General features: G+C 47.5%; 9 protein-coding genes. 4 read left to right on the forward strand and 5 right to left on the reverse strand.

The annotated features are described in order from the left end of the window. The first annotated feature begins 84 nt into the window (after positions 1 to 84). Entirely contained in the window at positions 85 to 1,779 is a 1,695-nt protein-coding gene (gene crtO / locus AC2VDX_RS12320) for a beta-carotene ketolase CrtO (protein ID WP_378180435.1), read from the forward strand. A 48-nt stretch (positions 1,780 to 1,827) separates the two neighbouring features. On the opposite strand, the gene AC2VDX_RS12325 is transcribed toward crtO, so the two are convergent. Then, positions 1,828 to 4,293: a sensor histidine kinase gene (locus AC2VDX_RS12325; RefSeq protein WP_378180438.1), complete on the reverse strand. Its 2,466-nt coding sequence runs from the start codon at positions 4,291 to 4,293 to the stop codon at positions 1,828 to 1,830. 466 nt (positions 4,294 to 4,759) lie between these two features. Between AC2VDX_RS12325 and AC2VDX_RS12330 the strand changes: the two genes are divergently transcribed. Beyond that, a complete protein-coding gene (locus tag AC2VDX_RS12330) occupies positions 4,760 to 5,887 on the forward strand; it encodes a saccharopine dehydrogenase family protein (RefSeq protein ID WP_378180441.1) in 1,128 nt (375 codons plus the stop codon). 136 nt (positions 5,888 to 6,023) lie between these two features. After that, a complete protein-coding gene (locus tag AC2VDX_RS12335; protein ID WP_378180444.1) occupies positions 6,024 to 6,380 on the forward strand; it encodes a hypothetical protein in 357 nt (118 codons plus the stop codon). A gap of 140 nt (positions 6,381 to 6,520) precedes the next feature. On the opposite strand, the gene AC2VDX_RS12340 is transcribed toward AC2VDX_RS12335, so the two are convergent. Both AC2VDX_RS12340 and AC2VDX_RS12345 read right to left on the reverse strand, forming a co-directional pair. Then, on the reverse strand, positions 6,521 to 7,009 hold the full coding sequence (locus tag AC2VDX_RS12340; RefSeq protein WP_378180447.1) for a hypothetical protein: 489 nt from the start codon (positions 7,007 to 7,009) through the stop codon (positions 6,521 to 6,523). A gap of 49 nt (positions 7,010 to 7,058) precedes the next feature. Beyond that, on the reverse strand, positions 7,059 to 10,184 hold the full coding sequence (locus tag AC2VDX_RS12345; protein ID WP_378180450.1) for an efflux RND transporter permease subunit: 3,126 nt from the start codon (positions 10,182 to 10,184) through the stop codon (positions 7,059 to 7,061). Positions 10,185 to 10,274: 90 nt separating this feature from the next. On the opposite strand from AC2VDX_RS12345, the gene AC2VDX_RS12350 reads away from it, so the two are divergent. Beyond that, the gene (locus AC2VDX_RS12350; protein ID WP_378180453.1) at positions 10,275 to 11,114 is read left to right on the forward strand and encodes a GUN4 domain-containing protein; all 840 of its coding nucleotides are present in this window, start codon (positions 10,275 to 10,277) and stop codon (positions 11,112 to 11,114) included. Positions 11,115 to 11,157: 43 nt separating this feature from the next. Here AC2VDX_RS12350 and AC2VDX_RS12355 read toward each other — a convergent pair whose 3' ends face one another. Together AC2VDX_RS12355 and AC2VDX_RS12360 are read right to left on the reverse strand one after the other, a co-directional pair. Next, the gene (locus AC2VDX_RS12355) at positions 11,158 to 11,856 is read right to left on the reverse strand and encodes a Uma2 family endonuclease (RefSeq protein WP_378180454.1); all 699 of its coding nucleotides are present in this window, start codon (positions 11,854 to 11,856) and stop codon (positions 11,158 to 11,160) included. Between the two features lie 92 nt (positions 11,857 to 11,948). After that, on the reverse strand, positions 11,949 to 13,556 hold the full coding sequence (locus tag AC2VDX_RS12360; protein WP_378180457.1) for an efflux RND transporter periplasmic adaptor subunit: 1,608 nt from the start codon (positions 13,554 to 13,556) through the stop codon (positions 11,949 to 11,951). Positions 13,557 to 13,876 lie beyond the last annotated feature (320 nt).

Consider the following 13,876-nt stretch of genomic DNA (forward strand, 5'->3'; position numbering starts at 1 on the left):
CAGGATATCCTTCGAGTGATAGACACTTTAAAGTTCTTAACTTTCTTAAAATCGGGTATATACACGGGTCTGAGAGTATTGTCCATGCAAGAGTACGATGTTGTCATTATTGGTGCCGGTCACAACGGACTTGTCTGTGCCGCATATCTCCTCAAAGCAGGCTATAGCGTTCTGTTACTAGAAAAGCGTTCCATTCCTGGCGGCGGTGCAACAACAGAAGAAATCTTACCTGAAGAGGCACCGGGTTTTAAGTTCAACCTCTGCTCGATTGACCACGAGTTCATTCACTTGGGGCCGGTAGTCGAAGAGTTAGAACTCACTAAATATGGCTTGGAATATCTATATTGCGACCCAGTCGTTTTTTGCCCTCATCCCGATGGCAAATACTTTTTAGGTCACAAATCAGTTGAAAAAACTTGTGCAGAGATTGCACGTTATAGCCCCAGAGATGCCGAAAAATATGCCGAGTACACCAACTACTGGCAGCGCTTACTTGGTGCAATGATCCCGATGTTCAATGCACCGCCAAAATCTATTGTTGACATTGCTGGCAACTACGACTTCAAAAAGCTTCAAGATTTATTCTCCGTCTTGGGTGGGCCAAATAAGACGTTGGATCTGATTCGCACCATGCTCACCAGCCCGGAAGATATCCTCAATGAGTGGTTTGATTCGGAGTTTCTCAAAGCACCCCTGGCTAGACTTGCCTCAGAACTCGGCGCACCTCCGTCCCAAAAAACAATTTCAGTGGGTGCGATCATGATGGCGATGCGCCACGACCCAGGTATGGCGCGACCTAGAGGTGGCAGCGGCGCACTGGTGGAAGCTTTGCTGAAATTGGTGAAAAGTATAGGCGGTGTCGTCCTGTGCGACCAGACGGTTGAGAAAGTATTAGTCGATGACGGTCGTGCGGTGGGCGTGCGGGTGGCAGGTGGCACCGAATACCGCGCTAAATCTGGCGTGATCTCCAACATTGATGCCAAGCGCTTGTTCTTACGCCACATGGATCAGAGCGATGTTGATTCAGCCGACCCGAATTTAAGGGAGCGCTTAGAGCGCAGAATTGTCAACAACAACGAAACGATTCTCAAGATTGATTGCGCCCTATCGGAGCCTTTGCGCTTTGAACACCACAACCACCAGGATGAGTATCTGATTGGCTCAGTTCTGATTGCTGACTCGGTGCGCCATGTGGAAATTGCTCACAGCGAGGCTTCTATCGGCAATATTCCCGATGCCGACCCCTCAATGTATGTGGTCGTACCCACGATGCTCGATCCGTCGATGGCTCCGGAAGGCAAGCATACGCTCTGGATTGAGTTTTTCGCGCCTTATCAGATTGCTGGTGCGGAGGGTACGGGTTTGCATGGCACTGGTTGGACGGATGAACTGAAAAATAAAGTCGCAGACCGCGTGTTAGATAAGCTAGCCGATTATTCGCCAAATCTCAAGCACTCTATTATCGCCCGTGCTGTTGAAAGTCCAGCGGAACTAGGCGATCGCTTGGGCGCTTACAAAGGGAACTACTACCACGTTGATATGACTCTCGACCAAATGGTCTTTTTCCGTCCATTGCCGGAATTGGCGAACTACAAAACTCCGATTGAAGGGCTATTTCTCAGCGGTGCGGGTACCCATCCAGGCGGTTCTGTTTCCGGGATGCCGGGACGCAACTGCGCTCGTGTGTTCCTGCATACTCAGCAGCCAATTGCCCAAAAGCTGAAGGATGCGGGAAATTCTCTTAAATCTACGGTTGAGTCTGTGTTTAAAATCTTTTAGCGATAAATGTAGTAGCACGGCAATGCCGTGTTACTACCACTGGAAGGATTAGGAGACAATTTGAGCTGAGCGATCGCTCGGCAACTCAACTGTAAAACAGGTCTGACGATCTTTACTTTCAACTCGAAGAGTCCCTTTCAAATGAGTGATTAATCTTTTCACGATCGTCAACCCTAATCCCGTTCCCCCTTGCTTCCACGGGTCATTAGTGGGAATGCGGTAGAACTTGTCAAAGATATGGGGGAGTTCGCGTTCCGGAATCTCCACTCCGGAATTGCTGACGCTAAACTGAACGCTCCCTGGCTTACCCTGGACTTTGAGCGTGATTCTTTCTGATGCGGGGGTGTACTTGCAGGCGTTGTCCAGTAACTCGCTCACAATCCTCCCTAGCGTCGTGGGGTCGCAGATGAAGCGAGGGAGGTCGGAAGAGATGTCAAGGAGCAAGGTTTGCTGGTGGTTTTTGGCTCGTTCTTGAAAAGGTTCTACAATAGGCGGCAGCCATTCCTGTAGCTGAATCGCACTTAGCAATAAAGGGTGAGCGCCTGCATAAAGTTTTTGCAAATCCAAGAGATCATCAATCAGGCGAATTTCTCGTTCGCACTCGTTGTGCAAAATCTGAAAGTAGCGAGCGACTTTGCTTTGTTGTTCTCTCGGCTTGCCCAGTTCGGCAAATAAGGCATAGTCTCGATTCAGGCTAATGGACAACATCTGAATCGCCATTTTCATGTTAGATACTGGTGTGCGTAACTCGTGGGGAACGGTATGGAGAAAGTCATCTTTGAGGCGATTGAGTTTTTCCAGTTCCTCGACTTGCGATCGCGCTGCTTGATAAAGTCGGGCTTGCCGAAGGGCGATCGCGCACTGATTCGCTACCTGTTGCACCAGTCGAATTTCTAGCTCGCTGAAGGCTTCTTGCTGCGGCTTAAATAACCACAAATCTCCTAATACCCCTTGATCGTCAACAATCGGGCAAGCGAATCTGGTAAGCGCACCTCGACCATCGGACACCCGTTGACAAAATTGGAAATATTCACCTTGCAGCAGCTGAGCATAACCCTCTGGGAAGTCTGCCATCTGCACTACCTGCCCTTGAGAGGAAGGGATTCCCAAGGTGTATTCGTACCTGATGGTAGACGTGGTATGGTCGGCATCGTACAAACCCGTATCGCAGCCGTCAATATTCAGCCCGACGCCTAATTCCCAGACGGCAATTTGCAAAATCTGGTTTTCGTCAAGGCGATCGCGGACATCGTCGGTGATGCGTTTGAGCAGCGCTTCAAAGTCGAGCGCTTGTTGCAATTGGGCAGTGCGATCGCGTACCTGGCGTTCCAGGTTCGTATTCAGTTGCTGCACTTGCCGATACAGTTCCGATTGCTGAATGCCAATAGATAGCTGGATTGCCAATTGCTTGAGCAGATCGATCTCCAACGGTTCCCAGTGACGCGGTGCCGAACATTGATGAGCCGCGAGTAACCCCCAAAACCGATTGCCATGCATAATCGGCACTCCTAAGGCGGCTTTGACTTGCGACGACTGGAAAGACTCAGTGATATCTGCTGGAAATGCTGCTTGTTGAATGTCATCAATCACTCTGGCGTTCCCCTGTCGATATAGGGGCATACATTCTCTAAACAGGGATGAGGGTACGGTGGTGCCTAAGAATGAGAGCCAAGCTGCATCCACTGATTCAGCCACCACGACGCCATCGCCACTCGGCTCTATGCGGTAAATGAGTACGCGATCGCTCTCTAGAACTTGTCGAATTTCTGCTACCGTCGTGTTGAGAATTTCCTCCAGATTGAGTGACTGGCGGATGTGTTCGGTAATCACCCGGATCGCCCATTCCCCTTCCGCCCGTTGCCACAGCGCTTTTTCAGCCCGCTGGCGCTTAGCGATCTCCTGTTTGAGTCGCTCGTTGGTTTCCACAAGCTCAGCTTCGTACTGGTTGCTCTGAGTAATCTCTTGTAGCAACCAGCGCAGGCTCACCACCTGCCCCTGCGAGTCCTGCAGTGCAGCAACCCTGAAAGTGGCTGGAAAAGATATACCCTGCCGAGGCTGAATCCAGACTTTCCATCCCCTCGTTTCGTTACCGCTTTGTAACTGACTTAACTGACTTAAAAATTCTTGATGAGCCTCACCAGACACAAACACAATCAATGAGTTGCCTACCAAGTGTTGCTGAGGAACTTTCAGTAAGTTACTTGCAACCTGATTAGCCTCCAGAATTACCCCATTTGGATCTGTCACCAGGTATCCGTCTGGAGTCATTTCAAACAACTCCTGGTAACGCTGACGCTCTGCTTCTAATACTTGACGGGTGGCAGCTAGATCCTGATTTTGCTGGTGCAGTTCCTCTGTGGCTATCTGTAATTCTTGTAGAGTTTGGTTGTGTGCTTCCAAACTTTCCACCAGCAGTTGCTTGTCCTGGGTGGGAAATTCTTCAATTTGTTGCCAAAACTCTTTCAGGCGTTGTAGCGTAGCCTCAATCTGCTGCTCGAAAATTTCCTTTTTCACTGCTGGACACTTCCATTGAGAAGTTATGCCGAATCCAGCTAATTACTCCCTTCATTCGCAACTAATGATGCCAGCCTGAAATTATCTTTAGATTAAGGAGTTCTTAGCAATTGATCAAAAGATTTTATTTTCCTTCATTCATGAACTATTGACGGCAGTCAGAAGCCTTTTGACAAAAGACTTCTGACGCCAGCTTTATTGGTATTTGTTTGAATAACATAGAAAATTTATATGTACATCTTCCTTAAGTATAATGTAAGAGTGTGAAGTTTTCGGGTAGATGCTACTCACTAGAGCTGGGTGTGAAAGGAATCTGATGTAGGTCAGCTGCTTGGCAAATTCATCTTCGCGGCTTTATATAAAACTTGTCTATCATCCTTTCTAGTTAGGAAAAAGTCTGCCTTGGTACCGATGGAGAGAAGCAGGCAAACCTGATGAACTGAAGATAACGTTAACAACTTGATTAATGACACGGGTTTTAATTCTGGGAGGAAGCGGACGGATTGGTAGCAATGTGGCGGCGGATATCGTCGCTCACACACAGGCGCAAATTACCGTTACCGGCAGAAACCCAATCGGAGCGCACGGTGTTGCAACCTTGCCAACGTTGGTCAGTGAAAAGCTGGGATCGCAAGTGCAATTTCGAGTTTTGGATTTAGCGGATCGAGAAGCGTTGAGGGATGCGATCGCCTCTTGCGATCTAGTAATCCACTGTGCGGGGCCGTTTCACTACCGAGATGTCCAAGTGCTAAAAACCTGTATAGAAATGGGTGTCAACTATCTGGATGTCAGCGATCACCCATCTTTTACTCGCAAAGTTTTGGATTACCGAGACGAAGCCGCCGCCGCTGGAGTTACGGCAATTATTAACACGGGTATTTTCCCCGGTATTTCTAATAGCATGGTACGCCAGGGCGTCGAGCAACTAGATGAGACAGAACGCATTCATCTGAGCTATCTAGTATCGGGGTCGGGGGGTGCTGGCATTACGGTGATGCGAACTACATTTCTAGGGCTACAAAGCCCTTTTAAAGCTTGGATAGATGGTCAATGGCAGATAATCAAGCCGTATAGCGATCGCGAAACCATTGAATTTCCTCCTCCCTATGGTCGCATCGGCGTTTACTGGTTTGATATGCCAGAAGCCTTCACGCTACCCGACACCTTTCCCGTTAAAACTGTCATCACCAAATTTGGTACAGTTCCCGATTTTTACAATTATCTAACTTGGAGCGTTGCCCACTGGTGGCCCTCTAGCTGGCTCAACAACCCAAAAGTCATCGAATTTTTAGCTCGCGTCAGCCACCGCATGACAGATTTTAGCGATCGCTTCACCGGCATCGGTGTAGCAATTCGGTCTGAAGTCAGCGGTCATAAAGATGGTCAGCCAGCAAGTTATTGCTCAACTTTAGTGCATGAAAATACAGCCGTAGCAGCCGGTTATGGCACCGGCACGCTTGCCGAGTTATTGTTGGCAGGAAAACTAAAAAAACCAGGCGTCTGGCCCGTAGAACAGGCACTTTCCACTGATTTATTTGAACAAACTATGCAGAGCCGAGGAATAAAAATTCATCATGAATGGTTGAAAAAATAAACGAATGTATCCTGCGGCAGAAGGCACAGATGTAACTAGATAAGTACGATGCATTTCGTACTTGTAAATTGTGTTAGTAGTCATATCTACTCGCGCATCATCAAGTCTCACAAAAAGCAATTGAGAGGAAATTTCCATGCAACGAATTTTATTGGCTTTAAAACAAAGATTGCATAAGAATATTTTTGTTTTAGGTTTGATGACTTTAATCAGTGTGGCAAGTTTATTCATCGCCGCACAGCCTAGTTATGCAGTGTTACATTCAAAAAACAAGCTGACACCAGACGAAAGGGTTGACCGCGCCTACCAATATAGCGAAGCAACAGGTTTGCTCGAAGAGGATAAGCAAAACTCAGGAAACGCTAATGAACCCTTTAACTATAATGAGAAGGCAAACGAAAAAACTGTAATCAAGTCCAAAGAAGAAAATAACGAGCCTAACTTAATAGAAAAAGCGCAAGACCTGATTCAAAAGGTCACAGGCAACGACTAAATCCAATCTTTAGCATTCTAAGGGTACGGGATTGTCAGTTGTAGGTTGGGTTGAGGAACGAAACCCAACAAATGCTTATGCAGTGCAGGCTGGATTTCGTTGCCTCAACCCAACCTACTAGCTTTGTACCCCTAGAATTACTAGCGATTAAAGGTAAAACGACCATTCACCTTTTCACCATTAATTTCAGAGAGAAAAACCACTTTATACTCCCCTGATGCTGGTTCGGGTAGCAAAACAGCGTAGTGTTTACCCTGAACATCGTATTTCATATCTAGGGTTTTTTGACCCCCATTGGGTAACTGAACTTGAGCCGTCACTTTAGCATTAGAAACTGCTTCGTGGGTGTCACCTTTCTGAAGATAAAAATCTAAGTGAGTGCCATTAGCTTCTTTTTCAGGCACAAACTCTAAATGATATTTTCCCGCCTCGACGACTTTACCCCCTTTGGACGGTTGTGAATGATCGGCTTTGGTTGCCGTTTCTGAAGGAGAAACAGCAGGAAGACTCGTTTTCGCCTCTGTGGGACTATTATCAGGTTTCGCTGCCTGCTGTTCGCCAGTGCAAGCGCCCAAAACCATTAAACCGACACTACTCAAAACAATTAAACTTGCCTTCAATAATTTCATTTTCTCTTCGCGTCCTTTGCGTCTTTGTGGTTTAAATTCTTCTTGCAACTTATAATTCAGACACAAGCTTTACCTGTTTCGGCAGCAAAACTTTGCCAAACTTGGCATACAAAGCGGGTAGAACTAACAGCGTCAACGCCGTAGAAGTAAACAACCCTCCTAACACAACTACCGCCAACGGTTGTAGGATTTCCTTTCCTGCGCCGCCTCCCACTACCAGAGGTGCTAATCCTAAAGCGGAGGTAAAAGCCGTCATCAGAATGGCATTGAGCCGTTCCATCGAACCTTGAATGATTACTTCCCAAAAAGGCATTCCCGTGGCAAATTTAGCGTTGTAATTATCAACTAATAACAATCCATTGCGAGTGGCAACTCCAAATAAAGTAATAAAGCCAACTAGAGAGGCGACGGAAATAATCCCACCCGTTAGTGCTACTGAAATTACACCTCCCACCAATGCCAAGGGCAAATTAATCATAATCATCGCGGTTGAGGGGATGGACTTAACAGACAAGTAGATTAATACCGTAATCACCACAAACGCGATCGCGCTGAATATCAAGATATTTTGAGTAGCGCGTTCTTCCGACTCAAATTGACCGCCGTATTGGATAAAGTAACCAGCAGGTAATTGCACTTGTTGTTTAACTTTGGCTCTAATTTCATCAACGACAGAGCGCAAATCTCGACCGCTAGCATTAGAGGAGACGACAATTAAGCGGGAAACATTCTCCCGGTTGATGGTATTCGGTCCAGTACCGTAGCCAATTTTTGCTACCTGAGCTAAGGGAATCTTTTGATTTGTTGGTGTACTCACTAATAAATTGCGGATGCTTTCTAGATTGCGCCTCGCATCTTCTTTTAACCATACAACGAGGTCAAAAGTTTGTTGTTCCTCCAAAACTTGAGAAACTACACGTCCATTGAGTGCAGTTTCAATAGTTTCGGAAAGTTCTCCTACCGATAATCCATAACGAGCCGCTTGTTGGCGATCAAACTGGATTTGTACCTGTCTAATTGGCAGTTGGGGTTCGAGTTGCAAGTCTACGACACCCTCAACAGTTTTCATAATCTCTTCGACTTGTTTACCAAGAGTGCGGAGTTGTTCTAAATCCGGACCAAAAATTTTGACAGCGATCGCACTCCTCACCCCTGACAGCACCTCATCCATGCGGTGAGAGATAAATCCGCCAATATTCGGCGCAACTCCTGGTAATTTGGCAAATTCTGCTCTTAGCTTTTCAATACTTCCTTGCCGGTCTTTTATCCCTTGTTCGCTCAGTTCTACATCTAAGTGTGCTAAATTGACACCCGCCGCATCCGCATCTCCGGGTGCCCTTCCTGAGCGTAACTGGATAAAATCAAACCGGGGGTCATCCTTGAGCGCATCCTGAAGGGCAAAACCGGCGCGATTAGTTGCTTCTAGGGAGACACCGGGATAGAGAGTCAGGGTGTTGACGAGCGATCGCTCTTGGAACTCCGGTAAAAACACCCGTCCCAACGAGGGGACAATTAAAATTGCAGCCACTAAACTCGCCACAGCAACTCCCAAAATCAGCTGAGAATTCCGCAAAGAAAACATTAAAAACGGACGATAAAGTCCTTTAAAAAATCTCGCCACCCAAGGTTCTTTTTCTGGTAAGCGACCGTGAGGCAGTAAGATGGCACATAAAGCTGGAGTAATAGTGAGTGCGGTAACGCTAGAAGCCAGAACTGCTACTAAATAAGCCACTCCCATCGGTGTAAAAATGCGACCTTCCACACCCGCGAGGGCGAAAATTGGCGAGAAGACGACTACGGTAATTAAAGTGGCACCAAATAGAGAATCACGCACCTCCTGACAACCTTCAAAGACAACTTCTAATGGTGACTTTGGTTTCTCTGCCAGCTTATTTTCTCGCAAGCTACGGTAGACATTTTCGGCATCTACAATGGCATCATCAACGGCTGAGCCAATCGCAACTGCTAAGCCTCCCAGAGTCATCGTATTCAGACCGTATCCCAGCCAATTTAACGCCAACAATCCTAACAGCAAAGACAAGGGAAGTGCGGTAAGACTCACAACAAGAGTGCGCCAATTCATCAAAAACGGGATAAGAATAAAGGCAACAATAATACTGCCTTCAAATAGCGCTTCCCGGACATTTTCAATCGAGGCGTCAATAAAGTCTTCTTGACGGAAAGTAACCGTCATTTTTACATCCGGAGGTAAACTCGATTTCACCTCTTTCATTGCCGCCTCAATGGCACGAGTGACAGTGGGAGTATCGGCTTGTGGCTGTTTGTTAACCATGACCACAATTGCCTTTTTGCCATTAAAACTGCCATCGCCACGCTTGAGTGCGGCACCAATTTTGACTTCAGCGACCTCGCCTAATCTAATCGGTGTTCCATTCCGAGAGGTAATCACTGATTGTCGCAAGTCTTCAATCGACTCAATCCGTCCAACACCGCGAATTAATAACTCTTGATCTGGGTTGATCAAAAATCCACCCGGAGCGTTAACATTGGCTTTCTCTGCGGCTTCAGTCACGTCCTGCAAAGATACATCAAAAGCTTTCAACTTTGCGGAATCGACTAATATTTGATACTGGCGAATATCACCCCCATAAGCGATTACCTGCGAGACGCCAGGAACCGCTAAAAGGCGGTTTGTCACCTGCCAATCTACGATACGTCTGACCTCCATCAAGTCAGTGCTGAGTGAATTTGCTTGTTGCCTGTTGCCTTCATCAACAGTGAAAGCATATTGCAATACAGTGCCGATTGGAGAACTAATCGGAGAAATTTGCGGTGAATCAACACTTCCTGGCAGCTTTTCTTGCGCTTGCTGCAATCGTTCTGTCACCAATTGTCGGGCTTGATAAATATCAGTTTCCCAGTTGAAGATAACTTTCACAACTGAAAGTCCCACCGCTGAAGCGGAGCGTACTGTTGTGACGCCGGGAGTCCCATTAATAGCACTTTCAATCGGTAAAGTAACCAGAGATTCTACTTCTTCTGGTGCTAATCCGGGGGCTTCAGTTTGAATTTCGACTTGGGGTGGAGCAAAGCTGGGAAATACATCCACCGGCATTTGCGACGCCACGCGAAATATCCAAACTGTCACCAGCATGGCGGCGAGGACAACTAGCCAGCGTTGTTTAATAGACCACTTAATGATGGTACTGAGCATTTGTCAGTTGTTGTCGTGAGAATCCCTTTTTAATAGTTGACACAGCAAAATGAAATCAGGATGAAATTCAAGCTAAGAAGTAGAGGAGTTGTGCGTAGGATAGCAATTATTGGGGTGATGCTCGTAATCGTCGCAGTAGTAGCGGCGGGAGTGTTAGCCTGGGCTGCATGGAAGCAACACCAGCGACAAGAGGAGCAACGACGCGAACAAGACAAACATCAACGATTAGCTCAGCGAGAAGAAGCAAGAAAGCTGGAAAACTTAAATCAGCAGCGATTAGCTCAGCGAGAAGAAGCAAGAAAGCTGGAAAACTTAAATCAGCCGCAGCCGAAGAATCAAGAAACAACCATCCAGTCACCGCCACTGAGAAGTTTGATTGGTGAGACTGAAGATGGTATGCGCGACTTGAAACCATCTATCAATGAGTTTTTCGCAAAGCCTGCAACTCCACAAAGTAAGCCAACGTTAGCTTCAAAACTAGCCGATCTTCTAGCATCTAGAAGATGGAAAGAAGCTGACGAAGAAACGCTCAGGATTCGGCTTCAAGTGGCAGGTCGAGAAAAAGAAGGTTGGCTGGATGTAGCATCCATCGAAAAATTCCCCTATGAAGACCTTCGCGCTATCGACCAACTTTGGTTAAAATCCTCTGATGGACGCTTTGGATATAGTGTACAAAAGCAAATTTGGAAAAGCGTAGGAGGAAATCTCAACGCTAGCGATCAAATTTACGAACCTTTTAGCGATCGCGTAGGATGGCGCGTGAATAAAAACTGCCTACAAGTCGATGACCTTACCTTCAATTCCTCAGCTCTCGATGGACATCTGCCTGCTGTTGCTATCAGGTTGGGTGGGTTGAGTTGGGGTGTGACTGGGTTTTGGTGGGAAAAGAGACAAGCATACGTGTTTCTTCTCTCTGACAAAGACAGGTAGATTGTAAAATTCTCTCGCTCGTCACTTACACAAATTAAATCCGCTAACTCAGAGTTTCCGGGTCAATACCCCTTTTCCGTAGTAACTCTAGCAACCGATCCCCTCGTTGCTGCTCTTTCTGTGCCCGTTCATCTGGCGTTGGGAATCGATTACCCTCCTCGTCATACCAGTAAAGCCATTCCCGCTGACAGCGATCGTGTGTGCCAATCTCGCGCCCAATTCCTAAGCCAATCTCCGGCATCCAGATAGGTTCCCCCGGTTGACGTACATATTTCCCGTCCACCAAGCGATAAACCTCTAAGGGGTCATGTTTGTCGCGCCGCCAATAATCGGGGTTGTAAACGCAATAGTACAACACCCCTAATCGGGCATAATCGGTAATTTTCTCGTCGTATTCTCCCCCGTAGGTTTTGGAAACGATTTCTAAGACCCAAGTTGGGACAATGTTATTTTCTTCCCAAACGATGTAACTTGGTCGTAACTTGCCATTTTTGAGGCGCGGTACTCCCAAACTCAGGAAACTATCGGGAACTATGGCAATTCTAGGATTTCTCCCACTTGTATGGTAAATGCCCATATTAACGCCGAAAAACCAGTCGTTACGACTAGCCCACAGCCAATTTAAAATTATCCTCAGCAAGGTGGGGATGAGGATTTGCAATTCATGATCCACTGGAGTGTCGTCAGAATCTGGTAGTTCGTCACTAGAGGGCAGATTTTGCAGCGGATTGTAGTTTACCATAATGGCTCAAAGAGCAGCTTTATGACTGGATCTTAGCTTGAGCGGGCTTTGATGCTGCAAAAAGGCGCAATCAAATATTGCCCCTTTTTACGTTACTTTGGTATTGGTTGGTGGGAATTAGAGTCTTGAGTTTTGTTTGTTTGGGAAGTTGAGAAGTCAACTAAGCTAATCGCTGATGGCTGATTGCTACTGGTGCGGCGTCCTAACCAAAAGGCAACGAATGCGATCGCTCCCCCGGCTGGCAAAACCCACCAAGGAAGTGAGGGCTGAGGACTAAGGACTGAGGGCTGAGGAGTAGTTTTCTGCTCTCCTGCTCCCTTGCTTCCGCGTAAGGACTGGGCGTAAAGTTGAATGGCTCCTTGGGTGACAATGCGATCGCCCTCAAACAAACTTCCCTTGACTTCAACTAAGTCTCCCATCGTTCGCCCCAAGGTGGCTTCAACTGGCTCAAAAGCGGTACCATTTTGCACGTAAACTAGCTGCCTGCCATTAGTTTCTACCACTGCTGAAGTGGGAATAACTAAGATAGGCGCGGGAGTTTGGTCGGTTAATACTTCCAATTCTGCAAACATCCCCGGCTTTAACTGTCCGCCAGGGTTATCCAGTTCGGCTTTGACTGGCACGACCCGCGTTTCCCCTTCTACAACCGAGCCAATCACCGCAATCTTGCCCTTGAAGGTGCGATTCGGCAAGCTAGTGACCTTCACGCTCACCCGTTGCCCAATTTTCACCTTATTTAAATCTTTTTCGTAGATATTCGCCGTAGCCCACACCCGATTATTATTCAGGATGGTCATTAGCTTTGCCCCCGCCTCCTCCACCGATTGACCGAGGGTAATTTCCCGGTCGGCAACGGTGCCAGAAATGGGAGCCGTTACCGTCACCAGTCCTTGCTCATTGGCGCGGGTTCCCAGTTGTTGCAGCCGCGTCTGATAAGCGGCGTTACTCAGGCGAATCCGGGAATTTGCGACTTTTACAGCCGATTGGGCGCGTTTGAGTTGCGCTTCGGCTTCCAGAACTTCCCGACGGCTGGTTGCTTTGGTCAATTGGGTTTTGGCTTCTGCCAGGTGAGCAAGAGACTCCAGCATTTGGCGACGTGGCATCGCTCCGGCACGCGCCAACTCGCGATCGCGTTCATACTGTTCTTGAGCGACTGCTAGTTCAGTGCGAGCTTGCTGAATATCTGCGGCGGCTATCTGCGAGTATCGCTGATAATTTTCTTGGGCTAGCTTTAAATCTGCTTGCGCCTGTTGCAGATCCGCTTCGGCTTCGGCTCGTTTTTCTAGGGAACCTACGCGCAGTTCTACTAAGTCGGGTGCGGCGATGACGGCGACGACTTTGCCTGCTTGCACTACTGCACCGGGTTCCACGAGAAGCTCAACGATTTTCCCCGCAGTCGGTGATGTCACTTCTGCTTTTTGGCTAGGCAAAGTTTCAATTTGACCCGTGGTTTTAATGCCAAAATCCAGCCGTTGTTGAGCGACTGGTTTTACCTCAATTCCCATCCGTTTTGCTGTTTGGGCATCCACTTGAATTCCTTGTGGAGTTCCTTGACTGGCTTCGGTTTCCCCATGAAATTCGTCCCCATGTCCAGCATGGGCGAGAACTGAGGTTGGTGCAGCCAGTAGCAGTAGGCTCAGAAGTGTCCCAAATAAGCGATCGCGTGCCTTAGATGGCTTGAAGCTTGCAAAAAAAAGCATAACTAGGGGTTTCTTGCGTTTGGATGGGATACCGAGGTGTTAATTCAGCCCTCTAGCAAGGGCACTTGCCTACTGCCGAAATAATCAGCGATGCTGACCGCAACAGCGTTAAACCACCATCTAAAGATTTAAGTTTGCACAAAAGAATGAAATTAGGATGAAATCCGGAACCTCACCCCTCCCCGTTCGCGGGGCTACGGTGTTCGCACAAGTGACTTATTTGTTGCTCAAAGCGCTCCCAGACCCAACCCCCCGCCCCTTCCCTCATAGGGAAGGGGCGCCATATTCAAAGCCCCTCTCCAGCCAAAAAAATTTATTCC

It is taken from the genome of Coleofasciculus sp. H7-1 (assembly GCF_057473865.1).

Coding starts and splice junctions, on each gene's coding strand:
- AC2VDX_RS12335 (WP_378180444.1), top strand. CDS start 6,024: ATGCAACGAATTTTATTGGCTTTAAAACAAAGATTGCATAAGAATATT.
- AC2VDX_RS12330 (WP_378180441.1), top strand. CDS start 4,760: ATGACACGGGTTTTAATTCTGGGAGGAAGCGGACGGATTGGTAGCAAT.
- crtO (WP_378180435.1), top strand. CDS start 85: ATGCAAGAGTACGATGTTGTCATTATTGGTGCCGGTCACAACGGACTT.
- AC2VDX_RS12360 (WP_378180457.1), bottom strand. CDS start 13,556: ATGCTTTTTTTTGCAAGCTTCAAGCCATCTAAGGCACGCGATCGCTTA.
- AC2VDX_RS12340 (WP_378180447.1), bottom strand. CDS start 7,009: ATGAAATTATTGAAGGCAAGTTTAATTGTTTTGAGTAGTGTCGGTTTA.
- AC2VDX_RS12345 (WP_378180450.1), bottom strand. CDS start 10,184: ATGCTCAGTACCATCATTAAGTGGTCTATTAAACAACGCTGGCTAGTT.
- AC2VDX_RS12355 (WP_378180454.1), bottom strand. CDS start 11,856: ATGGTAAACTACAATCCGCTGCAAAATCTGCCCTCTAGTGACGAACTA.